The organism is Mycobacterium sp. NGS57 (genome assembly GCF_059812405.1).
This window is the reverse complement of sequence record NZ_JCALCP010000008.1, coordinates 300939-322857: the sequence shown is the minus strand read 5'-3', so window position 1 is coordinate 322857 and position 21919 is coordinate 300939. Positions and strand designations below refer to the sequence as shown.

Below are 21919 nucleotides of genomic sequence, written 5' to 3'. Positions count from 1 at the left end.
CCCGCATGCCAACTCTGCGAACGGCACCTTCGCAGCGGCCGGTAGGCTTCGTCGGGTGGCCAAGACCTTCGTCGGCTCGCGCGTTCGGCAGCTGCGCAACGAACGCGGCTTTTCCCAGGCCGCGCTGGCGCAGATGCTGGAGATCTCGCCCAGCTACCTCAACCAGATCGAGCACGACGTTCGCCCGCTGACGGTGGCGGTGCTGCTGCGGATCACCGAGGTGTTCGGCGTGGACGCGACCTTCTTCGCCTCCCAGGACGACACCCGGCTGGTCGCCGAGCTGCGCGAGGTGACGATGGATCGCGACCTGGACATCGACGTCGACCCGACGGAAGTGGCCGAGATCGTCGGTGCGCACCCGGCCCTGGCGCGCGCGGTGGTCAACCTGCACCGGCGCTACCGGATCACCACCGCGCAGCTCGCCGCCGCCACCGAGGAGCGCTACTCCGACGGCAGCGGCTCAAGCTCCGGGTCTGGGTCCATTTCCATGCCCCACGAAGAGGTGCGCGACTACTTCTACCAACGCCAGAACTATTTGCACGAGCTGGACACCGCCGCCGAAGAGCTCACCATCAAGATGCGGTTGCACCACGGCGACCTGGCCCGCGAGTTGACCCGGCGGCTCACCGAGGTGCACGGGGTGCACATCATCCGGCGCATCGACCTCGGCGACACCGTCCTGCACCGCTACGAGCCCGGCACCAAGACGCTCGAGATCAGCAATCACCTGTCATCGGGCCAGCAAGTCTTCAAGATGGCGGCCGAATTGGCCTACCTCGAGTTCGGCGACCTGATCGACACCCTCGTCGCCGAGGGCAAGTTCACCAGCGCGGAGTCGCACACCCTGGCGCGGCTGGGGCTGGCCAACTACTTCGCCGCCGCCGCGGTGCTGCCCTACCGCCAATTTCACGACGTCGCCGAGAATTTCCGCTACGACGTCGAGCGGCTGTCGTCGTTCTACTCGGTCAGTTACGAGACCATCGCGCACCGGCTTTCGACGTTGCAGCGCCCGACGATGCGGGGGGTGCCGTTCTCGTTCGTCCGCGTCGACCGGGCAGGCAACATGTCAAAACGCCAGTCCGCCACCGGCTTTCACTTTTCCTCCAGCGGCGGGACGTGCCCGTTGTGGAACGTCTACGAGACCTTCGCCAACCCGGGCAAGATCCTGGTGCAGATCGCCCAGATGCCCGACGGCCGCAACTACATGTGGGTGGCCCGCACCGTCGAGCGCCGCGCCGCGCGGTATGGTCAGCCCGGTAAAACCTTCGCGATCGGGCTGGGCTGCGAGCTTCGTCACGCACACCGGCTCGTCTACTCGGAAGGCCTCGACGTCTCGGGAGAGTCAGGAACAGTGGCGACACCGATCGGCGCGGGCTGCCGCGTCTGCGAACGCGACAACTGTCCGCAGCGGGCCTTCCCGGCCCTGGGCCGCGCGCTCGACCTCGACGAGCACCGCAGCACGGTGTCGCCCTACCTGGTGAAGCAGCCGTGACCGCGCCTCGAAACGATCAAGCCGGCCGCATCCCGCCGGGCCGGTTCCGCCAGCTCGGACCGGTCAACTGGGTGCTCGCCCGCCTCGGCGCGCGCACCGTGCGGGCGCCGGAGTTTCATCTGTTCACCACCCTGGGACAGCGCCAGTTGCTGTTCTGGGCGTGGGCGTTTTACGGCGCCCGGCTGCTGCGGGGGCGTCTGCCCACGGCCGACACCGAGCTGGTGATCCTGCGGGTCGCGCACTTGCGCGCGTGCGAATACGAGCTGCAACACCATCGCCGGATGGCGCGCAAGGCGGGACTGGACGCCGATACCCAGGCGGTGGTCTTCGCCTGGCCGGACGTCCCCGGCGGCGACGGGCCGCGAAAGATACTGAGCGCCCGCCAACAGGCGCTGCTGACGGCGACCGACGAGTTCGTCAAGGACCGCACGCTGTCCGACGGCACCTGGCAGCAGCTGGCGAGCCACCTGGATCGGCGCCAGCTCATCGAATTCTGCTTGCTGGCAAGCCAATACGACGGGCTCGCGGCCACGATGTCGGCGCTCGCCATTCCATTGGACAACCCGCGTTAGGCCCGGTCAGAGGTAGACGTCGGCCAGCACGGCCAGCGTCAGCGCCACCGGCAGGATCGGCAGGCCGAAGCCGAACGCCGACCGCGCGTACTTCCCGCGCCGGCGCTGCAGCGACGCCCACAGCGTCGCGCACACCGCCAGCGCGAGCGACAGCAGCAGCACCGTGGGGGCCCACCGGCCCACCGCCGCGTTGTCGTCGGCGACCGAAAAGGCCACCAGCCACAGGACATAACCCGCCGCGGCGCCGCCGAGGAGGCCCAGCACGGTGTCGCTGCGAATCATCATCGGCGGGCTCAGAAGTTGATCATGTGGCCGACCAGGCCGTGAAAGCACTCCTGCAGCGCCTCCGACATCGTCGGGTGGGTGTGCACGTTGCGGGCCAGCTCGTTGGCGGTCAGGTCCCACTTCTGCGCCAGCGTCAGCTCGGGCAGCAGCTCGGACACGTCGTGGCCGATGAGGTGGCCGCCGAGCAGCTCGCGGTAGCGGGCGTCGGCGACCAGCTTGACGAAGCCGCTGGGGTCGCCCAGGCCGTGGGCCTTGCCGTTGGCGGTGAACGGGAACTTGGCCACCACGACGTCGTAGCCCTCGTCGCGGGCCTGCTGCTCGGTGAGTCCGAAGCTGGCGACCTGGGGCTGGCAGAACGTCGCGCGCGGCAGCATGCGGTAGTCGCCGAGCGCCAAAGTCTCTGCGCCGGCGATGGTTTCGGCCGCCACCACGGCCTGCGCCTCGGCGACGTGGGCCAGCTGCAGCAGCCCGGTGACGTCGCCGATGGCGTAGATGTGGTCGACGCTGGTGCGCATGTAGTCGGTGATGCCGATCGCCTTGCGCTCGGTCAGCGCGACGCCGGCCTTCTCCAGCCCGTAGCCCTCGACGTTCGGCGCAAACCCGATGGCCTGCAACACCTTTTCCGCCTTGAGCTCCTCGGCGGTGCCGTCCTTGCTGACGACCACCCTGACCTCGGCGCCGTTGTCGTCGATCGACTCGACCTTGGTTCCGGTGAGGATCTTGACGCCCAGCTTCTTGAACTGCTTTTCGATCTCCTTGGACACCTCGGCGTCCTCGTTGGGCAGCGCGCGCGGCAGGAACTCCACGATGGTCACATCGACCCCGTAGTTGCGCAGCACGTAGCCGAACTCCATGCCGATGGCGCCGGCGCCGGCGATGACGATCGAGGCCGGCAGCTCGCGGGAGAGGATCTGTTCTTCGTAGGTGACGACGTTGGCGGACAGCGACGTCCCGGGAACCAGCCGGGTGCTGCTGCCGGTCGCGATGATGGCGTTGTCGAACGTGACGCTCTCGGCACCACCCTCGTTGAGTTCGACCGCCAGGGTGTTGGCGTCGGTGAACCGGCCGTAGCCGTGGATCTCGGTGATCTTGTTCTTCTTCATCAGGAAGTGCACGCCGGCGACGCGGCCCTCGGCCACCTTGCGGCTGCGGTCGAAGGCGACCCCGTAGTCGAAGGTCGCGTCGCCGTTGATGCCGAATGTCCTGGCTTCTTTGGTGAAGATGTGGGCGAGCTCGGCGTTGCGCAGCAACGCTTTGGACGGAATGCAGCCGACGTTGAGGCACACGCCGCCCCAATACTTCGGCTCCACGATTGCGGTGTGCAGGCCCAGCTGCGCGGCGCGGATGGCGGCTACATACCCGCCGGGACCCGCCCCGAGGACGACGACGTCGTAATGAGTCACGGCGTCCACCCTAGTGGCCTCGGCCTACGGCCAGATCGTTAGTACGGGATGACGCCGATCAGGCAGTGGCCGGTGTGCGCGCAGTAGTAATAGCCGTACAGCGGGGCGGCCGCGGCGACCGCCGCGCAGGGCCCGGACATCACCGCCAGCGACAGCGCCGAGACGACCGAATTGCCCGGCACCATCGCGAGCATGACCCCGGCCACCGCGCACGCCACGACGTAGACCAGGACCGAGAACACCGCCGGCGTCTTGTCGACCGAGTGGTACCACCAATAGAACAGCCCGAGCCCGACGACGGCCGCCACCGCCCACACACCCACGAGCACCAGGACCAGCTGCCACCACTTGAGGTAGAGGTAGCGGCCGGGGACGGTGACCGGCTGCACCGGCGCGCCGTCGTCGACTGGCTCCGGCTCTTCGACGGGCGGGGCGGCCGCGGCCGGCGCGTCGGGCTCCTCCGGCACTTCGGGCTTACGGGGCTCCTCAGCGACCGGGACCGGCTGCGAGCCGGTGTCGTCTTGATCATCCGAGAAGTCCGGGACGAACGCCTCGGTCCCCGGGTTCGCCTCGCGATCGGCCTTGTCCGTGCCCTTGTCAGCCACCGCTGGCCACCTGCACCGCGACGAGCACGCCGAACCACCCCGGCGCCAGCGACAGGACGAACGCGCCCACCATGGTGACCCAGCGGCGCCCGGAGAACAGGACGGTCAGCAGCCCGATGCCGGTGGGAATGCCGGCCACCAAGGCGATGACGACGTCCGGGCGCAGCCGCGCGTGGACCAGCACCGTGAGCGCAACCCCGGCCAACAGCCCGACCGCGCAGCCGACCAGCATGGCGCCGGCCAGCAGCCGGGGACGCGGCAGCGGGATCACGCCACCACCCGGCCGCGCTGCCGGGGGCGCTCGCCGCGCTCGTAGGCGGCGCCGGTGATGACCGGCGCGCCGAGCAGCGCGGCCCGCTCGTCGTCGGTGAACAGGCGGCCGCGCGAGAGGAAACGCACGCCGTCGGGTGCCTCGAGGCTGAATCCGCCGCCGCGGCCCGGCACCACGTCGATCACCAGCTGGGTGTGCTTGTCGGCGTAGTGGGCCTGGTACTGCGGGCCCGAAATCCACACCGGCACCCCATCAGAGCCGTCGCCCACGTCGAGCACGCCGAGCAGCACGTCGCGGTCGCCGACCAGGAAGTCGCCGCGCGGGTAGCACATCGGCGACGACCCGTCACAGCAGCCACCGGACTGATGGAACATCACCGGACCGTGCCGCCGCTGCAGGAGCGCCAGGAGTTCGGCGGCGGCCGCGGTGATGGCCACCCCCGGCGGAGCACCCGACACCATCAGAAAAAGCCCTGCGCCTTGTTGCTGTAGGAGACCATCAGGTTCTTGGTCTGCTGGTAGTGGTCGAGCATCATCTTGTGGTTCTCGCGGCCGATGCCGGACTGCTTGTAGCCGCCGAACGCCGCGTGCGCTGGATACACGTGGTAGCAGTTGACCCACACCCGGCCGGCCTGGATGTCGCGGCCCGCCCGGTAGGCGGTGTTGCCGTCGCGGCTCCACACCCCGGCGCCCAGCCCGTAGAGGGTGTCGTTGGCGATCGAGATGGCGTCGTCGTAATCGGCGAACGACGTCACCGTCACCACCGGACCAAAGATCTCCTCCTGGAAGACCCGCATCTTGTTGTCGCCGCCGAAGATGGTCGGCTGCATGTAGTAGCCGCCGGACAGGTCGCCGCCGAGCTCGGCGCGCTCCCCGCCGGTGATGATCTTGGCGCCCTCGTTTCGGCCGATCTCGATGTAGGACAGGATCTTTTCCAGCTGGTCGTTGGACGCCTGGGAACCCAGCATCGTCTCGCTGTCCAGCGGGTCGCCCTGCCGGACCGCCTTGGTGCGGATCGCGGCCAGTTCCAGGAACTCGTCGTAGATGTCGGCCTGGATCAGGCTCCGCGACGGGCAGGTGCACACCTCGCCCTGGTTGAGGGCGAACATCGTGAAACCCTCCAGCGCCTTGTCCTGATAGTCGTCGGCCTTGGCGAGCACGTCGGAGAAGAAGACGTTGGGGCTCTTGCCGCCGAGCTCCAGGGTCACCGGGATCAGGTTCTGGCTGGCGTATTGCATGATCAGTCGCCCGGTGGTGGTTTCCCCGGTGAACGCGATCTTGGCGATCCGGTTGCTCGACGCCAGCGGCTTGCCCGCCTCGGCGCCGAACCCGTTGACGACGTTGAGGACACCCGCCGGCAGCAGGTCGCCGATCAGCGACATCAGGTAGAGCACCGAAACCGGCGTCTGCTCAGCGGGTTTGAGCACCACCGCGTTGCCCGCGGCCAGCGCCGGTGCCATCTTCCACGCGGCCATCAGGATCGGGAAGTTCCACGGGATGATCTGCCCCACCACCCCGAGCGGCTCGTGGAAGTGATACGCGACGGTGTCCTCGTCGATCTGCGACAGCGACCCCTCCTGCGCGCGGATCGCCCCGGCGAAGTACCGGAAGTGGTCGGCGGCCAGCGGGATGTCGGCGGCCAGCGCCTCGCGCACCGGCTTGCCGTTGTCCCAGACCTCGGCCACGGCCAGCGCGGCCGTGTTCTGCTCGATCCGGTCGGCGATCTTGTTCAGGATCGCCGCGCGCTCGGCGGGCGCGGTCCTGCCCCACGCCGGGGCCGCCGCGTGCGCGGCGTCTAGCGCCTTGTCGATGTCGGCCGCCTCGGAGCGGGCCACCTCGCAGAACGCCCGGCCGGTCACCGGCGTCGGGTTGTCGAAATAGCGCCCGCTCACCGGCGCGACCCACTCGCCCCCGATGAAGTTGTCGTACCGGGACTCGTACGACATCAATGCCCCGGCAGAGCCCGGACGTGCGAAAACAGTCATCTGCCCGCCTCCTCGTGCGACCTGGTGTAACACACCTCACACTACCGCCGGGGTCACAATGGCTCCCATGACTCCCATCGCTCCTGATCCCTACCTGTGGCTCGAGGAAGTGACCGGCGACGACGCGCTGGCCTGGGTGCGGGCGCGCAACGAACCCACGCTGGCGGAATTCGGCGGCGAGGAGTTCGAGCGGATGCGCGGCGAGGCACTCGAGGTGCTCGACACCGACGCGCGGATTCCGTACGTGGTGCGCCGCGGCGAGCATCTCTACAACTTCTGGCGCGACGCCGCCAACCCGCGCGGGCTGTGGCGGCGCACCACGCTGGACCGCTACCGCACCGACGCCCCGGACTGGGACGTGCTGATCGACGTCGATCAACTGGGCCGGATCGACGACGAAAAATGGGTGTGGGCGGGCGCCGGGGTGATCCAGCCCGACCACACCCGTGCCCTGGTCGGCCTGTCCCGCGGCGGCTCGGACGCATCGATCGTGCGCGAATTCGACATGGCGACACGCGAATTCGTCACCGACGGGTTCGAGCTGCCCGAGGCCAAATCGCAGATCGCCTGGGCCGACCCGGACACCGTGCTGGTGGGCACCGACTTCGGCGCCGGCTCGCTGACCGACTCCGGCTATCCGCGCGTGATCAAGCGATGGCGGCGCGGCACGCCATTGGCCGCCGCGGAGACCGTCTTCGAGGGTGCCCGCGCCGACGTCCGCGTCTCCGCATCGGTCGACCGCACGCCCGGGTTCGAGCGCACCTTCATCGGCCGCGCACTGGACTTCTGGAACGAAGAGGTCTACGAACTGCGGGGCCAGGAGCTGATCCGCATCGACGCGCCCACCGACGCGAGCGTGTCGATACACCGCGATCAGATCCTGATCGAGCTGCGCACCGATTGGCACCGCGGTGACGCCACCTACCGGGCAGGCTCGCTGCTGGCGGCGGGATACGACGAGTTCCTCGCCGGCACAGCACAATTGCCGGTGGTCTTCGAGCCCGACGAGCACACCGCACTGAACCACTACGCCTGGACCAAGGACCGGCTGCTGATCGTCACGCTCGCCGACGTCGCCAGCCGCGTCGAGGTCGCCGCACCGCCTTCGTGGCGCCGCGAACCCGTCGCCGGCATCCCCGCCGCGACCAACACCGTCGTGGTCGCCGCCGACGACACCGGCGACGAGTTCTTCCTGGATTCCAGCGGATTCCTCGCACCGTCGCGCCTGATGCGCGGCGCCACGGACGCGCCGCTCGAACCGATCAAGTCCGCCCCTTCTTTCTTCGACGCCGAAAACCTCTCCGTCACACAGCATTTCGTCACCTCGGACGACGGCGCGCAGATCCCGTACTTCGTCGTCGGCCCTACCGACACCGACGGCCCCTCCCCCACGCTGCTGAGCGGATACGGCGGGTTCGAATCGGCCAACACCCCGGCCTACAGCGGCGTGCTGGGCCGGCTGTGGCTGGCCCGCGGCGGGACCTACGCGGTGGCCAACATCCGCGGCGGTGGCGAGTACGGTCCCGGCTGGCACACCCAGGCCATGCGCGAGGGCCGGCACAAGGTGGCCGAGGACTTCGCCGCGGTGGCAACCGATTTGGTCAAGCGCGGGATCACGACGCCCGAGCGGCTGGGCGCGCGTGGCGGCAGCAACGGCGGGCTGCTGATGGGCATCATGCTCACGCAGTACCCCGAGAAGTTCGGCGCGCTGGTCTGCGACGTGCCGCTGCTGGACATGCGCCGCTACCACCTGCTGCTGGCCGGGGCGTCGTGGATGGCCGAATACGGCGACCCCGACGATCCCGACGACTGGGAGTTCATCTCCGAATACTCCCCCTACCAGAACATTTCGGCGGCGCGCGACTACCCGCCGGTGCTGATGACCACGTCCACCCGCGACGACCGCGTGCACCCGGGCCACGCCCGCAAGATGACCGCCGCCCTCGAGGCAGCGGGTCACCGGGTCTTCTACCACGAGAACATCGAGGGCGGCCACGCCGGCGCGGCCGACAACGAACAGGTCGCGTTCAAGTCGGCGCTCAGTTTCTCGTTCCTGTGGCGGACGCTCACCGCGTGAGCGCGCAGGGTCGAGCCGCTAAGCTCGATCCCGACGTAGCGGACGCTGTCGAGGAAGGCACGGATCATGGGCGCACTGAGGTTCGCCGGCATGGCGCTGGTGGCGGCGGTCGCCCCGATCGTGGTCCTCGCCGGAAGCGGCCCGGCGCACGCCGATTCCGATATCGGCAAAGCATGCTCGCCGGAGGGCGCCAAAGTGTGGGGCAACCCCGGCCCCATCTATTGCGGACGCCAGGCCGATGGGCAACTGCAATGGGTGTCGATTCCCGTCGAAGCGATGTGTGTGGCGTTCTGCGTGAACCACCCCTAGAGGGGGTCCTCGCTGCGGTTCCGGCGGTTGATCAGCCAGGCGACCAGGGCGGCGGCGATCACGAGCCCGCCGTAGCTCAGCGCCGGGCGCCACCAGCGTTCGGCGGATTGGCCGGGCTCCTTGATGGCGGCCAGCGCCACCAAGAGGGCGCCGTTGTCGGTCGGCCCGGCGCCCGGTAGCGACTGGGTCCTGACCACGCTGATCTGGGCGGGGCTGCCGGAATCGTTCACCTGCCCCCAGGCCAGCGTGGAGTCGTCGAGCAGGAAGGTGTCCCGGCCGCCGGCGGGCTGGAGATCGTCGTGGCCCAGCGGCTCCACCTGCCCGACCGCCACCGTCTGGTTTGCCGCGACGACGTAGACGGAGACGTTGTGATACACTTCTGGGCGTTGCGGCGGCGTGTATTTCGGCGGCGGCGGGCCGTCCGACCCGGGGGGCGGTATCGAGGCACCGCCGTGAAAGCTCCCCGCCGCCACATGGCTGTAGCCGACCGCGGTGAACGGGAACAGGCCAACGGCGGCGGCGTCGAGCACGATCCGCCCGCCGGCCGGCACGAACGCCTCCCGATAGGCGCCGTCGTAGAAGTAGCGGAAGGTCATCGCCTCGCTGAGCGGGTTGTACAGGACCGGCCGGTAATTGGCGTCGTAGTCGATGTAATCCCAATGTCGGGGGCGGACCAGTTGCTGATTGTCGGCCTCGACCAGGTCAACGTTGCCGCGATGGGCGTCGACCACGTTCTGCACCTGGTGGCTGAAGTCGTACACCCGGCTCGGCGGCTCCAGCGGGCTGGCGGGGTTGATCCGGGTGGCGGGCGCGGCCTTGGCGTCCGCGATGGCCTGCGGCGGCGCCTCCAGACCCTTCGGCGGTGCGACCACCGCGGCGTTTCTCGACGCCCCGGGGGACAGCGGGTTGAGCTTGGGGATCTGCGCCGCCGTCGTGGTCGGGGACGGCGGACTCGGCGGGACGAGCTGCGGCGGGTGTGCCGGCGGCGCGGGCTCATCCGGCGGCGGCACGGGCGGGGCCGCGGGAGTCCAGGTGGGCACCGGGCTCGGGGACGGGCGCGGCGGCGCGGGGTTGTAGCAGACGTTCGCCGTCCCGTACGCCGCCACGTAGGCCAGGCAGTTCTGGCAAGACACGGGGTTTGCGCCTGCGCCGGCACACGGAGCCGCTTGTGCCACAACGGGTGTGGTCGCTACCACCCAGAACGGGGCGAGCACCATCGCGGCCGCCGCCGTCGCTAAAACCTTGCCCATTCCGCCCTGACCATCGACGACGCTTTTCACACCCCCTGATGGGAAATGCTAGACCCCATAAAATCGTCGGCGTGACGACGACCGACCGCATCGAACTCACCCTGCTGGCGACGGGGCTGATCTTCATCATCGCCGGGGCGGCGCAGGCGCGATTCCGCTTCATCAGTGACCGCCGCGCGGGCCGCCGCTTCTACTGGGCCACCTCGGCCATCGGCATCGTCTCCTTCGCGGCCGGGGTGGGCAAAATCTGGCCCAACGCCGTCATCGCGACGGCCATCTTTTGCGCCGTCGTCGTCTTTTCGGCCTACCTCACGACGCCCTATCTCAAAATCGGCGACCGCATCTATGCGTCATCGCCGGAAAATCGCGAGCCCGATCCCTAAGTTTGGGCCATGCGCACACCCGATTTCGAGACGTTGCTGTACAAAACGGCCGGCCCGGTCGCCACCATCACGTTGAACCGCCCCGAGCAGCTCAACACCATCGTCCCGCCGATGCCCGACGAGATCGAGGCGGCCATCGGGCTGGCCGAGCGCGACGGCGACGTCAAGGTCATCGTGCTGCGCGGCGCCGGGCGCGCCTTTTGCGCGGGCTACGACTTCGGCGGCGGCTTCGAGCACTGGGGCGAGGCGATGATGACCGACGGCCGGTGGGACCCGGGCAAGGATTTCGCCGTCATCACCGCCCGCGAAACCGGACCGCACCAGAAGTTCATGGCCATCTGGCGGGCCACCAAGCCGGTGATCGCGCAGGTGCACGGCTGGTGCGTCGGCGGCGGCAGCGATTACGCGTTGTGCGCCGACCTCGTCGTCGCCAGCGACGACGCCGTGATCGGCACGCCCTACAGCCGGATGTGGGGCGCGTATCTGACCGGGATGTGGCTCTACCGGCTGGGCCTGGCCAGGGTCAAGTGGCATTCGCTGACCGGCCGACCGCTGACCGGCACCCAGGCCGCCGAGGTCGAGCTGATCAACGAGGCGGTGCCGTTCGAGCGGCTGGAAGCCCGCGTCGCCGAGATCGCCGCCGAGCTGGCGCGCATCCCGCTGTCGCAGCTGCGCGCCCAGAAGCTGATCGTCAACCAGGCCTACGAGAACATGGGGCTGGCGTCCACCCAGCTACTGGGCGGCATCCTCGACGGCCTGATGCGCAACACCCCCGACGCCCTCGATTTCATCACGACCGCCCGGACCGAGGGGGTGCGCGCGGCAGTCGAACGCCGCGACGGCCCGTTCGCCGATTACAGCCAGGCACCGCCGGAGCTGCGGCCGGATCCGCGGCACGTCATCGTCCCTGATCGCGATAGTTAGTGAGATGGGCTACGAATTTCGGTCAGGCCCGCCCGCGCGGGACGGGAAAGTGTTACGGTAACGACTATGTCTCGGCTGAGTTCCGCCCTGCGTGCAGGCGCCGTTTTTGTTGCACTTTCGCTGGCCGCTGCGGCCTTCCCCAAAACCGCCGCGGCTGATTCGACGGAAGACTTCCCGGTCCCCCGCCGGCAGATCGCGACCACCTGCGACGCCGAGCAATACCTGGCGGCCGTCCGGGATACCAGCCCGGTGTACTACCAGCGCTACATGATCGACTTCAACAACCACCCCAACGTCCAGCAGGCGACGATCGACAAGGCGCACTGGTTTTACTCGCTGTCACCGGCGGACCGCAGGAATTATTCCGAGAATTTCTACAATGGCGATCCGCTAACGTTCGCGTGGGTCAACCACATGAAGATCTTCTTCAACAACAAGGGCGTCGTCGCCAAGGCAACCGATGTGTGCAACCAGTACCCGCCGGGCGACATGTCGGTATGGAACTGGTCGTAAAATCCACCCTGGCCTTTATTGGCCCGCGAGTTTAAACTCGGCGACTGTCGGGAACCACGTTTTTCCCCGAGTTTGGGGAACAAATCAACAGTTCTTGACTGGCATTCCGCGGATGCGGAAACGCCAGTCCGCTCGACCAGTGTTAGCCAGGACTTACATCATGCTCATGCCGGGATGCGCAACCCCCGCGAGGACGCGATGAGCGTCGTCGACCCGCAGTCAGACGCGCTGGCCGCGCTCGACTGGCAGGACATCGCCTGCCAATCCGACGCCGGCTGCACCAACCGGGCCACCCACATCGTCTACCGGCACGCCGTCGACCAGTGCAACCGGCCGAATCTCGACCCGTCGGGAAACATCGTCGAGCTGCTGTGCATCGGCTGCGTACGCCGGCTCAAGGCTCAGGTCTTGGCTCAGGTCGACCGCATCAACCGCTGCCCGGGCGGCTACTGCCTGACGTGTGGGGCGCCCGTGCACAAGCTCAGCGACGTCATGCGCAAGATGGTGCAGCTGCGCACCTACGCCTGAAGATCAGCGCGGTTGTACCACCCCGCCCGCCGGGCGCTCCTCGACGTCGCTGCGGATCAGCTCGCGCACGGCGGGACGCGGTCCGAATGGCCGCAGCATGGTGCTGGCCGGCCGTGGCCGCACGTGCTGCGGCCACCAGAACCAGCGCCCGAGCAGGGTCGCCAGCGACGGCGTCATGAACGCCCGCACGATCAAGGTGTCGAACAGCAGACCCAGCGCGATCGTCGTACCCACCTGGGCCATCACCAGCAGCGGGCTGAACATGAACGTGGCCATAGTGGCGGCGAACACCAGACCGGCGGAGGTCACCACCGAGCCCGAACCGGCCATCGCGCGGATCGTCCCCGTCTTCAGCCCGGCATGGATTTCCTCTTTGAAACGCGATATCAGCAGCAGGTTGTAGTCCGAGCCGACCGCCAGCAGCAGGATGACCGCCATCGCCAGCACCATCCAGTGCAACTTCAAACCCAGGATGTACTGCCATAAGAGCACGGAGAGTCCGAATGAGGCGCCCAGCGACAGCAAGACCGTACCGACGATCACGACGGCCGCCACGACGCTTCGGGTGATCACCAGCATGATGATGAAAATCAGTGTGGCGGCGGCGATTCCGGCGATCAGCAGGTCGATGTCGGAGCCGTCGTGCATGTCCTTGTACGTCGCGGCGGTGCCGCCGAGGTAGACCTTGGCGCCCTCCCAGGGGGTGCCCTTGATCGCCTCGTGCACGGCCTGCTTGATCGGCTCGATGTGCTTGATGCCCTCGGGAGTCGCCGGGTCGCCTTCATGGGAGATGATCAGCCGGACGGCGTGCCCGTTCGGCGATATGAACTGCTTGAGACCTCGCGCGAAGTCCGGGCTCTTGAACGCCTCCGGCGGAAGGTAGAACGTGTCGTCGTTCTTCGCTTTGTCGAAGGCGTCGCCCTGCGCGGTGGCGTTGTCGGACTGCGCTTTCGCCTGTGCGTTGAGACCCTGCGTGGTCGCATAATTCGACATGATGGTGTCGAGGTTGTGCTGCTGGCTCTCGATCTGCGGCGGTATCAGCGCCACCAGCTGGGGCTGTATCTGATCCAGCTTGTCGAGGTTGGCGCTGAGGTCCTCGATGTTCTGGGTCACCTGGTCGATGCCGTCGAGCGCGTTGAAGATCGACCGGATCGCCCAGCACGCCGGAATGTCGTAGCAGTGCCTCTCCCAGTAGAAGTAGCTACGGATCGGCCGGAAGAAGTCGTCGAAGTAGGCGATGTCGTCGCGCAACGCTTCGGTGATCTTCACGGTTTCTTTGGTGAGCTGGGTGGTTTCGTGCGTCGTGTTGCTGAGGTCCTGGGTGACCTGCATCTGATGATGCAGCGTTGCCATCGTCTTGCGCAGCTCGTCCGCCTGCTTGAGCAAGTTGTTCGCCTGCTCTTCCTGGTAGTGCTGCGTCTGGATCCGCCCTGCGGCCTGTGCCCCCATCTGAAAACCGAGGGTGCTGTGGTCCAGCGGCGTGCCCAGCGGCCGGGTGATGGTCTGCACCCGGCCGATCCCGGGGATGTGGAAGACCGCCTTGGCGACCTTGTCCAGGACGAGGAAGTCGGCCGGGTTACGCAGGTCGTGATCGGTCTCGATCATCAACAGCTCGGGATTGAGCCGAGCCTGGTCGAAGTGCCGGTCCGCGGCGGCATAACCGACATTGGCCGGGGTGTCGGCCGGCAGGAAGTGGCGGTTGTCGTAGTCCGTCTTGTAACCGGGCAGGGCGAGCAGACCAACCAATGCGACCGCGATGGTCACCGCGAGAACCGGTGCGGGCCAGCGGACGACCGCGGTGCCCATGCGACGCCAGCCCCGGGTCTGCAACTTGCGCTTCGGATCCATGAGCTTGAAGAACGACGCCACCGTCAGCACCGCCGGGCCCAGCGTCAATGCCGCGAGGACCGCCACCAGCATGCCGACGGCACACGGCACCCCCAACGACTCGAAATACGGCAACCGGCAAAAGCTCAGGCAGTACATCGCGCCGGCGATGGTCAATCCCGACCCGAGCACGACATGCGCGGTGCTGTGGAACATGGTGTAGAACGCTTTTTCGCGCGATTCGCCCAAACCGCGCGCTTCGTGGTAGCGGCCGACCACAAAGATCGCGTAGTCCGTTCCCGCGGCGATCGCCATCAGCACCAGCATGTTGTTGGCGAAGGTGGAAAGCCCGATGATTCCGTAGTTTCCCAGGACTGCGACGACGCCACGGGCCGCTGCCAGCTCGATGAACACCATGACCAGCATGATCAGCATGGTGACCACGGACCGATAGACGAACAGCAGCATCAGGATGATCACTGCGAAGGTGACGAGCGTGACCTTCGCTACGCCCTTCTCACCCGCGTGGGACTGATCGGCGAACAGCGGGCCCGCGCCGGTGACGTATGCCTTGATTCCCGGCGGCGCGGGCACCGAGTCCACGATCTTGCGAACGGCCGCGGCAGACTCGTTCGCCAGGCCGCCGCCCATGTTGCCGGCGAGGTAAACCTGGACGTACGCGGCCTTTTGATCGTGGCTCTGGGAACCCGCCGCCGTCAGCGGATCACTCCAGAAATCCTGGACGTGCTGAACGTGTTTGGTGTCTTGCTCGACGCGCCTGACGATCTCGTCGTAGTAGCGGTGCGCTTCGGCCCCGAGTGGCTTGTCGCCCTCCAGCAAGATCATGGCCGAGTTGTCGGAGTTGAACTCTTTGAACGTCGACCCGACCTTCATCATCGACTGAAAAGATTCCGCGTCAGTCGGACTCATCGACACCGAGTGGGTTTTGGCGACGACCTCCAGCTGCGGGGCCACGGTGTTCGTGACGAACACGATGCCCAACCACACCAGGACGATCGGCAGGGCCAGCCGGTGGATCATCCGCGGCAGGAACGGCGGGATCAGCGGCTGATCGACGCGCGGCGGCACCTCGCCTGGCTCGCTCATGCGGACTTGTCCAGGCAATAGACGAAGGCGTTCACGGTTTGGTCGGGGTCCGAGCGATTCGGAGTCTTGATGACGTCACCGCTCCCGTCGTGCTTGTTCACGACGAATTGGCAGGCGATCCAACTGCCGTCTCCTTGCGCCACCAGGTTTGCCGGGATGCCGGGCTTCGTTGAACTCAATACTTTGCTCCAGGGCAAGGGCACGTTGAGGGCCTGCTGCGGATGGGAGTTTTCGTCGAGGTAGTTGATGGTTGCCGTGCTGCCCGGTGGACCCCAGACCTGGAGCGTGATGGTCTTGGCGTTGAACTCGTCGAGGACCTCGCCCGAGGTGCCACCACCGAACGAACCGCGGTGAACGCCGAAGACGCCGTGCAACCGGTGCACCACGAATCCCGACAGCGCGACCACAGCCACGATCGTGAGCACCAACCAGAAACGGCCCAGCAACCCCTTCTTCTTGGCGCGCTGCGCGGCAACCTCGTTGCCCTCGCTGCCGGCGGAGCCCTGTTTCATTAGCGGCTCCGTCCTTGGCTCAGTCGTCGTCATGGGCGCTTCAAGTCCTTCACCACGGGCGAAACAATAATTGGCCTATGCGTAGCCCTAGCGATGACCCACAGTTTCCTGTGGATGTCGCTGCGGCGCTTGGCATTCGGCGGCCGCGGCGTGGCCTCCAGCGCCATACCGGTTGTTCGCCAGGCCACAGCGCCCTGGTCTCGTTTCCTGTTCATGACGATTCGGAGACCAGGCCGACGCAGGTAGCCGTCAGCACTCGGGCAAGTGCGGATGCGAAATCGATGTTCCACTCCGGCGGGACGGCCTCCGGCTCCTCGGCGTAGGCGTCGGTGAGCCGCTCCGGCGGGTTCGCGATGTGCCAGAAGGCGGCGGCCAGGGAGTAGGCGGCGATCAGGGTGTCGAAGGCGCCGGACCGGCCGAGCACGGGCAGGGCGCGCTCGATCGCGTCCGCGAGCGCGGTCGCCGCCGCGGTGATGGTGCGCCGGATCTCGACGACCCGGTCGACGTGCACCTCGTGCTCGAGGTGCAGGTGGAAGTTGGCGAGCAGGTCACAAAACAGCGGGTCGGCGACAAGCCCACTGGCCAGCGTCTCGGCCACCCGCGCCGGCTGCAGTGACTCCCGTGGTCCCGGCTCGGCCAGTTGCTCGCACACCGTGCCCGACCACCGCACCCAGCCTTCGGCGGCCAAGTGCAACAGGACCTCTTTGTGCGAGGTGAAGTAGCGGCGCACCGCCGAATAGTGGATCCCGGCGCGGCTGGCGACGGCGGTCAGGGTGACCGACGCGACGCCGGTCTCCAGCGCGAGCGAACGCGCGGCCTCGACGAGCGCCGCCGCGCGCTGGCGTTTGTTTTCCTCCGTGCGGGCACGCTGGAAGGCGAGTTGCGCCATCGGCAGAGGATAACGCACATTATGTGATTTGTATAACGCACGTGGCGTGATTTGTGTGGACCCACCCTTAGCAGAAGTTTTCCGTGTTACGCACGTGATATGCGTTACACTTCAGGCGCGCGGGGACGGAGTCAGCGGTCCCGTCCGGGTCGTGACCCGGCCATGATTTACTTAGGCAAGCCTTAGCTGCGCCACCCCGGCGGCCGCGCCGGCGCTCCGCGTGCAGAAACGCTGAGACCTGAAAACACTGAAAGGGATTTCCGATTCTCAAGGTGCTGTCCCGAACGTGGATTCCGCTGGTCATCGTGGCGGTGCTGGTGGTCGGTGGATTCGTCGTGGCCCGGGTGCACGGCTATTTCGGGTCGCAGAAGCGCGAATCGTATGCCGACAGCAACCTGCAAAACCCCAAGCCGTTCAACCCGAAACGGATTGTCTACGACGTGTTCGGCCCGCCCGGCACGACGGCCGACATCAGCTATTTCGACGTCAACGGCGACCCCCAGCGCATCGACGGGGCCGCGTTGCCGTGGTCGCTGCGGGTCACCACCGACAAGGCCGCCGTCATGGGCAGCCTGATGGCCCGCGCCAGCGGCGATAGCGTCGGCTGCCGCATCACGGTGGACGACGTGGTCAAGGCCGAGCGCATCTCCAACGAGGTCCACGCCTACACCTTCTGTCTGGTCAAATCCGCGTGACCACACCGCAATTCGCCGACGTCTCCGGCGCGAACTCCCACGCCGAAAGGCCGTTCCTCGCGCGGATGATCCACACCTTCGCGGTGCCGATCATCCTGTGCTGGGTGGGAATCGCCGTCGTGCTCAGCCTGTTCGTCCCGTCGCTGGAGATCGTCGGGCAGGAGCGGTCGGTGTCGCTGAGCCCGCGGGACGCGCCGTCGGTCGTGGCGATGAAGCGCATCGGGCACGAATTCCAGGAGGGCGAAACCGACAGCGCGGCGATGATCGTGCTGGAGGGCGACCACCCCCTCGGCGACGAGGCCCACAAGTACTACAACGAGATGATCCGCAAGCTGCGTCAGGACAAGACGCACGTGCTGAGCATCCAGGACTTCTGGGGTGATCCGCTCACGGCGGCGGGCGCGCAGAGCAACGACGGCAAGGCCGCCACCGTACAGGTCAACCTCGCCGGCAACCAGGGCGAGCCGCTGGCCACCGAATCCGTTGAGGCCGTGCGCAAAATCGTCAACAGCGTGCCCGCGCCGCCCGGCGTCAAGGCCTACGTCACCGGGGCCGCGGCGCTCGCCGCGGACCTGCACCACAGCGGCGACAAATCGATGCTCAAGATCACGGCGACGACGATCGCGGTGATCCTGATCATGTTGCTGTTCGTCTACCGCTCGATCATCACCGTGATCCTGCTGCTGATCACGGTCGCCTTCGAGCTGACCGCGGCGCGCGGGGCGGTCGCGCTGATCGGCCACTTCGGTTGGATAGGGCTCTCCACGTTCGCGGTGTCGCTGTTGACCTCGCTGGCGATCGCGGCCGGCACCGACTACGGGATCTTCATCATCGGCCGCTACCAGGAAGCACGCCAGGCCGGCGAGGACCGCGAAACGGCCTTCTACACCATGTACCGCGGGACGGCGCACGTCATCCTGGGCTCGGGCCTGACGATCGCCGGAGCGACGTTCTGCCTCAGCTTCGCCCGCATGCCGTACTTCAAAACGCTGGGCATCCCGTGCGCGGTCGGCATGCTGGTCGCCGTGGCGGTCGCGCTGACGTTGGGCCCGGCGGTTCTGACCGTCGGCAGCCGGTTCGGCCTGTTCGATCCCAAGCGCAAGCTCGGGGTCCGCGGCTGGCGGCGGGTCGGCACCGCGGTGGTCCGCTGGCCGCTGCCGATCCTGGCCGTCACGTGCGCCGTCGCCCTCATCGGCCTGATCACCCTGCCCGGCTACAAGGCCAGCTACAACGACCGGGAGTACCTGCCCAGCTTCATCCCTGCCAACGAGGGTCTGACGGCCGCCGACCGCCACTTCTCCCAGGCCCGGATGAAGCCGGAGATCCTGATGATCCAGTCCGACCACGACATGCGCAATCCGGCCGACTTCCTGGTGCTGGACCGGCTGGCCAAGGGCATCTTCCGGGTCCCGGGCATCTCCCGCGTACAGGCGATCACCCGGCCCGACGGGACGACCATGGACCACACGTCGATCCCGTTCCAGATGAGCATGCAGAGCGCCGGGCAGATGCAGAGCATGAAGTACCAGCGCGACCAGATGGACAACATGCTCAAGCAGGCCGACGAGATGACCAAGACAATCGCCACCATGCAGCGCATGTACTCCTTGATGACGCAGCTCGTCGCCACCACGCACCGCATGGTCGGCGATACCGAAGAGATGCAGCAGATCACCAACAAGCTGCGCGACGAAATCGCCAATTTCGACGACTTCTTTCGGCCGCTCCGCAGCTATTTCTATTGGGAGAGGCACTGTTTCGACATTCCGGCCTGTTGGGCGATCCGCTCGATCTTTGACGCGCTGGACGGCGTGGATCAGATCACCGACAAGCTTGACTCGCTGGTCGGTGACATCAAGGAGCTCGACCGGCTGATGCCCGAGATGATCGCCCAGTTCCCGCCGATGATCGAGACCATGTCCAATATGCGGACCATGATGCTGGACATGCACAGCACCATGTCGGGGATCTTCGCCCAGATGGACGAAATGAGCGACAACGCAACGGCAATGGGCCACGCCTTCGACGCCGCCAAGAACGACGACTCGTTCTACCTGCCGCCCGAGGTCTTCAAGAACGCGGACTTCAAACGCGCCATGAAGAACTTCCTGTCCCCGGACGGACACGCGGCGCGCTTCATCATCCTGCATCGCGGCGACCCCGCGTCGGCCGAGGGCATCGCGAGCATCGACAAGATCCGCACCGCGGCCGAAGAGTCGCTCAAGGGAACGCCTTTGGAGGACGCGAAGATTTATCTCGCCGGCACGGGCGCCGTCTTCAAGGACATCTCCGACGGCGCCAAATGGGACCTGGTGATCGCCGGCGTCTCCTCGCTGTGCCTGATTTTCATCATCATGCTGATCCTCACCCGCGCGCTGGTTGCCGCCGCGGTCATCGTCGGCACGGTCGCGGTTTCGCTCGGGGCTTCGTTCGGGCTGTCGGTGCTGTTCTGGCAACACATCCTGGGCATCCAGCTGCACTGGCTGGTGCTGGCGATGTCCGTCATCGTCCTGCTGGCCGTGGGGTCGGACTACAACCTGCTGCTCGTGTCGCGGTTCAAACAGGAGATCCACGCCGGCCTGAACACGGGCATCATCCGTTCGATGGGCGGCACCGGCAAGGTCGTCACCAACGCCGGGCTGGTGTTCGCGTTCACGATGGCGTCCATGACCGTCAGCGACGTGCGGATCATCGGCCAGGTCGGCACCACCATCGGGCTGGGCCTGCTGTTCGACACGCTGGTCGTGCGCGCGTTCATGACGCCGTCGATCGCGGCGCTGCTGGGCCGCTGGTTCTGGTGGCCGATCCGGGTGCGGTCGCGGCCCGCCCGGGTCCCGTCGCGGCCGGTGGGGCCGCGCCCGCCGGAACGCTCGGTCGTCTACAGCGACTGAGCTAGCCCGACGGCTTTCTCGGGAGGCCGCCGAGGATCGCGACGAGCACGCCGAACCCGATCAGCGCGGCCCCGGCGACCAGGGTCACGTCGAGCCACTGACGCAGGCTTGCCTCGGCGTAAGCGAACATCACCTCGGCGATCCGGCGGACGTCGCCGGTGGTGCGGTTGAGCGCGTCGTTGACGTAGCGGCCGCCGGCCTCGGTGCCCGCCCATCCCGCCGCCCCGACGAGCAGCGCCGAGACGCCGAGACCGGTCAGGGCCCTGCCGCGGCGCCGGGCGGCGGCCAGGGTCAGCAGCGCGAGAAGACCGCTCAGGGCGGCCGCGCCGATGCTCACCCAGGGGCCCCACGCCGCCAGCCGGCTCAGCTGTCCCCGCCGCAACGATGACGGCATCGTCACGGTCAGCGGAATCGTCAGGGTGGCGGGGACCGCCACGTGGTGGCGGCTCAGCACCGGCGCAAACGCGGCGTCGTGCAGCATCGGGGCCACGTCGACGACCCACTGCGCGCCGCCGGGCCGCGGATCGGCGAACAACCAGCCGTGCGCGGCCCGGTTCACCCGCGCGAACAGCGGCGGAAACGAGGGGCCCGCCGTGAAGGCGTCGGCGGCGTCGTGCACCTCGGAGCCGTCCACCGGGGAGCGGCCGCCGCCGTGCGCGGCGACGAGGGCCATCGCGCGGGTGGTGAGTTCGGCCGCCATGGCCGACTGCAGGCCGGGATCGGCCGCGGCCCGTTGCGCCAGCGCGGCGTAGCCGTCCTCCCCGATGACGTTGAGCTGTGCCCAGACCGACGGGATCGCCACGGCCAGCGCAACGGTGGTGGCCAGCCACAACGCCGCGCGGGAGATCGCGGCCGCGAATCGCACTCCTAGAATCTGCTGAATCCCCGCACGTAGGCGGCCTGCCCGAGGTGTTGGGCGCAGTCGTCGATGATGCTGACCAGCCGCGCGCTGGCGGTCACCGGCGGATCCCAGTTGGTGTCGACCACCCGCGCCAGTTCCTCGGCGGTCACGCCGGCGACGTATTCGAGGGTCAGCTCGTGCACCGCGTGGTAGTAGCCGGACAGCAGCGCCGCCGGCGCCGTGACCTTGGCGACCTCGTCGGGGCCGTGCCCGTAGCCGGTGTCGTTGCGCGGCAGGTCCAGCCCGAACCGGTCCACCCAGCCGTCGCGGATCCACACCTGCTCCACCCCGGCCACGTCGGCCAGCTGAATGTCCTGCACCCGCGCGCTGTGCCAGATCAGCCAGGCGATGCTGTTGGTGGTGGGGGTCGGGCGGTAGGTCGCGGTCTGGTCGGTCAGCCCGTCGGTGAGCTCGTCGACGTGCTCGATCAGCCGGGTGAACGCATCGCGAAGCAGTTCCCCCGCGGCGCGGTCGGTGCTGGAGGTGTCGGCCATACCTGCG

At 67.5% G+C, this 21919-nt stretch carries 22 protein-coding genes; 10 read left to right on the top strand and 12 right to left on the bottom strand.

The features are described from left to right. The first annotated feature begins 55 nt into the window (after window positions 1-55). Both ramB and AC5Y43_RS17575 read left to right on the top strand, forming a co-directional pair. Window positions 56-1492 carry an acetate metabolism transcriptional regulator RamB gene (ramB, locus tag AC5Y43_RS17580; RefSeq protein WP_499974497.1) on the top strand — a complete coding sequence of 479 codons (1437 nt, stop codon included), beginning with the start codon at window positions 56-58 and terminating at the stop codon, window positions 1490-1492. Continuing rightward, entirely contained in the window at window positions 1489-2064 is a 576-nt protein-coding gene (locus tag AC5Y43_RS17575) for a carboxymuconolactone decarboxylase family protein (RefSeq protein ID WP_499974495.1), read from the top strand. Before ramB ends, AC5Y43_RS17575 begins: the two co-directional genes overlap by 4 nt. Window positions 2065-2070: 6 nt before the next feature. On the opposite strand, the gene AC5Y43_RS17570 is transcribed toward AC5Y43_RS17575, so the two are convergent. The 6 genes from AC5Y43_RS17570 to adh are packed head-to-tail and all read right to left on the bottom strand — an operon-like array spanning window position 2071 to window position 6612. Then, entirely contained in the window at window positions 2071-2346 is a 276-nt protein-coding gene (locus tag AC5Y43_RS17570; protein WP_499974566.1) for a hypothetical protein, read from the bottom strand. Window positions 2347-2357: 11 nt separating this feature from the next. Beyond that, complete coding sequence (lpdA, locus tag AC5Y43_RS17565) at window positions 2358-3752, bottom strand: dihydrolipoyl dehydrogenase (protein ID WP_499974494.1); 1395 nt, start codon at window positions 3750-3752, stop codon at window positions 2358-2360. Window positions 3753-3790: 38 nt separating this feature from the next. Then, window positions 3791-4357 carry a hypothetical protein gene (locus AC5Y43_RS17560; RefSeq protein ID WP_499974493.1) on the bottom strand — a complete coding sequence of 189 codons (567 nt, stop codon included), beginning with the start codon at window positions 4355-4357 and terminating at the stop codon, window positions 3791-3793. Continuing rightward, entirely contained in the window at window positions 4350-4628 is a 279-nt protein-coding gene (locus AC5Y43_RS17555; RefSeq protein ID WP_499974491.1) for a putative holin, read from the bottom strand. Before AC5Y43_RS17555 ends, AC5Y43_RS17560 begins: the two co-directional genes overlap by 8 nt. Continuing rightward, a complete protein-coding gene (locus AC5Y43_RS17550; RefSeq protein WP_499974490.1) occupies window positions 4625-5089 on the bottom strand; it encodes a DUF779 domain-containing protein in 465 nt (154 codons plus the stop codon). Before AC5Y43_RS17550 ends, AC5Y43_RS17555 begins: the two co-directional genes overlap by 4 nt. Beyond that, window positions 5089-6612: an aldehyde dehydrogenase gene (adh, locus tag AC5Y43_RS17545; RefSeq protein WP_499974487.1), complete on the bottom strand. Its 1524-nt coding sequence runs from the start codon at window positions 6610-6612 to the stop codon at window positions 5089-5091. The genes AC5Y43_RS17550 and adh overlap by 1 nt, the downstream gene beginning before the upstream one ends. A gap of 67 nt (window positions 6613-6679) precedes the next feature. On the opposite strand from adh, the gene AC5Y43_RS17540 reads away from it, so the two are divergent. Further along, window positions 6680-8689: a prolyl oligopeptidase family serine peptidase gene (locus AC5Y43_RS17540; protein ID WP_499974485.1), complete on the top strand. Its 2010-nt coding sequence runs from the start codon at window positions 6680-6682 to the stop codon at window positions 8687-8689. A 66-nt stretch (window positions 8690-8755) separates the two neighbouring features. Further along, a complete protein-coding gene (locus AC5Y43_RS17535; RefSeq protein WP_499974484.1) occupies window positions 8756-8998 on the top strand; it encodes a hypothetical protein in 243 nt (80 codons plus the stop codon). Here AC5Y43_RS17535 and AC5Y43_RS17530 read toward each other — a convergent pair. Beyond that, window positions 8995-10248 carry a hypothetical protein gene (locus AC5Y43_RS17530; RefSeq protein WP_499974565.1) on the bottom strand — a complete coding sequence of 418 codons (1254 nt, stop codon included), beginning with the start codon at window positions 10246-10248 and terminating at the stop codon, window positions 8995-8997. The two genes, AC5Y43_RS17535 and AC5Y43_RS17530, sit on opposite strands and share 4 nt — an antisense overlap. A 71-nt stretch (window positions 10249-10319) precedes the next feature. Between AC5Y43_RS17530 and AC5Y43_RS17525 the strand changes: the two genes are divergently transcribed. The 4 genes from AC5Y43_RS17525 to AC5Y43_RS17510 all read left to right on the top strand — a co-directional run bounded on the left by AC5Y43_RS17525 (window position 10320) and on the right by AC5Y43_RS17510 (window position 12596). Then, window positions 10320-10631 (top strand): hypothetical protein, encoded by a 312-nt coding sequence (locus tag AC5Y43_RS17525; protein WP_499974483.1) that lies wholly within the window; start codon window positions 10320-10322, stop codon window positions 10629-10631. A 9-nt stretch (window positions 10632-10640) separates the two neighbouring features. Further along, complete coding sequence (locus tag AC5Y43_RS17520; protein WP_499974481.1) at window positions 10641-11555, top strand: crotonase/enoyl-CoA hydratase family protein; 915 nt, start codon at window positions 10641-10643, stop codon at window positions 11553-11555. Between the two features lie 66 nt (window positions 11556-11621). Beyond that, window positions 11622-12068: a DUF5078 domain-containing protein gene (locus AC5Y43_RS17515; RefSeq protein WP_499974478.1), complete on the top strand. Its 447-nt coding sequence runs from the start codon at window positions 11622-11624 to the stop codon at window positions 12066-12068. A gap of 174 nt (window positions 12069-12242) precedes the next feature. Further along, entirely contained in the window at window positions 12243-12596 is a 354-nt protein-coding gene (locus tag AC5Y43_RS17510) for a hypothetical protein (RefSeq protein WP_499974476.1), read from the top strand. A 3-nt stretch (window positions 12597-12599) separates the two neighbouring features. Here AC5Y43_RS17510 and AC5Y43_RS17505 read toward each other — a convergent pair whose 3' ends face one another. The 3 genes from AC5Y43_RS17505 to AC5Y43_RS17495 all read right to left on the bottom strand — a co-directional run bounded on the left by AC5Y43_RS17505 (window position 12600) and on the right by AC5Y43_RS17495 (window position 16949). Beyond that, complete coding sequence (locus tag AC5Y43_RS17505; protein ID WP_499974472.1) at window positions 12600-15530, bottom strand: MMPL/RND family transporter; 2931 nt, start codon at window positions 15528-15530, stop codon at window positions 12600-12602. Then, complete coding sequence (locus tag AC5Y43_RS17500; protein WP_499974468.1) at window positions 15527-16075, bottom strand: MmpS family transport accessory protein; 549 nt, start codon at window positions 16073-16075, stop codon at window positions 15527-15529. Before AC5Y43_RS17500 ends, AC5Y43_RS17505 begins: the two co-directional genes overlap by 4 nt. A 178-nt stretch (window positions 16076-16253) precedes the next feature. Beyond that, on the bottom strand, window positions 16254-16949 hold the full coding sequence (locus AC5Y43_RS17495; RefSeq protein ID WP_499974466.1) for a TetR/AcrR family transcriptional regulator: 696 nt from the start codon (window positions 16947-16949) through the stop codon (window positions 16254-16256). Window positions 16950-17203: 254 nt separating this feature from the next. On the opposite strand from AC5Y43_RS17495, the gene AC5Y43_RS17490 reads away from it, so the two are divergent. Together AC5Y43_RS17490 and AC5Y43_RS17485 are read left to right on the top strand one after the other, a co-directional pair. Next, the gene (locus tag AC5Y43_RS17490) at window positions 17204-17626 is read left to right on the top strand and encodes an MmpS family transport accessory protein (RefSeq protein WP_499974465.1); all 423 of its coding nucleotides are present in this window, start codon (window positions 17204-17206) and stop codon (window positions 17624-17626) included. A 65-nt stretch (window positions 17627-17691) separates the two neighbouring features. Beyond that, the gene (locus AC5Y43_RS17485) at window positions 17692-20517 is read left to right on the top strand and encodes an MMPL/RND family transporter (protein ID WP_499974564.1); all 2826 of its coding nucleotides are present in this window, start codon (window positions 17692-17694) and stop codon (window positions 20515-20517) included. 1 nt (window position 20518) lies between these two features. On the opposite strand, the gene AC5Y43_RS17480 is transcribed toward AC5Y43_RS17485, so the two are convergent. Next, window positions 20519-21382: a hypothetical protein gene (locus AC5Y43_RS17480; RefSeq protein ID WP_499974463.1), complete on the bottom strand. Its 864-nt coding sequence runs from the start codon at window positions 21380-21382 to the stop codon at window positions 20519-20521. A 2-nt stretch (window positions 21383-21384) separates the two neighbouring features. Next, entirely contained in the window at window positions 21385-21912 is a 528-nt protein-coding gene (locus AC5Y43_RS17475; RefSeq protein WP_499974459.1) for a mycothiol transferase, read from the bottom strand. Window positions 21913-21919: the final 7 nt, after the last annotated feature.

Bases quoted from the DNA above. Each gene is read 5' to 3' on its own strand.
- AC5Y43_RS17570 (WP_499974566.1), bottom strand. From the start codon at position 2,346: ATGATTCGCAGCGACACCGTGCTGGGCCTCCTCGGCGGCGCCGCGGCG.
- AC5Y43_RS17550 (WP_499974490.1), bottom strand. From the start codon at position 5,089: ATGGTGTCGGGTGCTCCGCCGGGGGTGGCCATCACCGCGGCCGCCGCC.
- adh (WP_499974487.1), bottom strand. From the start codon at position 6,612: ATGACTGTTTTCGCACGTCCGGGCTCTGCCGGGGCATTGATGTCGTAC.
- AC5Y43_RS17540 (WP_499974485.1), top strand. From the start codon at position 6,680: ATGACTCCCATCGCTCCTGATCCCTACCTGTGGCTCGAGGAAGTGACC.
- AC5Y43_RS17535 (WP_499974484.1), top strand. From the start codon at position 8,756: ATGGGCGCACTGAGGTTCGCCGGCATGGCGCTGGTGGCGGCGGTCGCC.
- AC5Y43_RS17530 (WP_499974565.1), bottom strand. From the start codon at position 10,248: ATGGGCAAGGTTTTAGCGACGGCGGCGGCCGCGATGGTGCTCGCCCCG.
- AC5Y43_RS17520 (WP_499974481.1), top strand. From the start codon at position 10,641: ATGCGCACACCCGATTTCGAGACGTTGCTGTACAAAACGGCCGGCCCG.
- AC5Y43_RS17515 (WP_499974478.1), top strand. From the start codon at position 11,622: ATGTCTCGGCTGAGTTCCGCCCTGCGTGCAGGCGCCGTTTTTGTTGCA.
- AC5Y43_RS17510 (WP_499974476.1), top strand. From the start codon at position 12,243: ATGCGCAACCCCCGCGAGGACGCGATGAGCGTCGTCGACCCGCAGTCA.
- AC5Y43_RS17505 (WP_499974472.1), bottom strand. From the start codon at position 15,530: ATGAGCGAGCCAGGCGAGGTGCCGCCGCGCGTCGATCAGCCGCTGATC.
- AC5Y43_RS17500 (WP_499974468.1), bottom strand. From the start codon at position 16,075: ATGACGACGACTGAGCCAAGGACGGAGCCGCTAATGAAACAGGGCTCC.
- AC5Y43_RS17485 (WP_499974564.1), top strand. From the start codon at position 17,692: ATGATCCACACCTTCGCGGTGCCGATCATCCTGTGCTGGGTGGGAATC.
- AC5Y43_RS17475 (WP_499974459.1), bottom strand. From the start codon at position 21,912: ATGGCCGACACCTCCAGCACCGACCGCGCCGCGGGGGAACTGCTTCGC.